The following is a 669-nucleotide window of genomic DNA, read 5'->3' on the forward strand; positions in this document are numbered from 1 at the left end:
GGCCCCCGAGACGGACGCGGAACCGCCGCTCCCGGCACTCCCCGGTACGCCGCGAGCAGCCCCCGAGACAGACGCCGAACCGCCACCCCCGCACTCCCCCGGTACGCCGCCGGTGGCCCGCATGATGGACGGGTGCGACGTCTCAGCACACTCCGCGGCGGCTCCGGCCGGGCCGGCCGCGGCACGCTGCCCGGACAGGTCGGCTGGTTCGTCGTCGTCGGCGTCGCCTCCACCGCGGGGCAGGCCCTGCTGTACTGGCTGCTGCGCCACTGGGCCTCTCCCCCGGCGGCCAACCTCGCGTCGCTGCTCCCCGTCACCGTCCTGAACACCGAGGCCAACCGGCGGCTGACCTTCCGCGGCACGCCGGTCCCCGCGCTGCGGGCGCACCTGGCCGCAGGCGCCCTGTTCGTCCTGGCCTACCTGGTCACCACGGGCACGGTCCTGCTCTTCCGCCGCTGTCGGCCGGCAGCCTCACCGGCGGCGGAAGCCCTGGTGCTGGTGGCGAGTTTCGCCCTGGTGACCGTGGTGCGCTTCGCCCTGTTGCGGCTGGTCGTCTTCGGCCGCCGACGCGTGTGAGCCGCCCGCCCCGTGCGGGCGGCACCGGCGGGCAGCGCTGGGGGCCGGTCGAGAGGGCCGCGGAGTGCCGGCCCGCGGCGGCCGGTCCCGGGC

1 protein-coding gene is annotated in these 669 nt (G+C 77.4%); it reads left to right on the forward strand.

What is annotated here, in order from left to right:
• Positions 1-132 precede the first annotated feature (132 nt).
• Positions 133-576 carry a GtrA family protein gene (locus tag GT045_RS10455; protein WP_161333977.1) on the forward strand — a complete coding sequence of 148 codons (444 nt, stop codon included), beginning with the start codon at positions 133-135 and terminating at the stop codon, positions 574-576.
• Positions 577-669 lie beyond the last annotated feature (93 nt).

Origin of the sequence: Streptomyces sp. SID486, assembly GCF_009865385.1 — a bacterium.
Classification (GTDB): domain Bacteria; phylum Actinomycetota; class Actinomycetes; order Streptomycetales; family Streptomycetaceae; genus Streptomyces.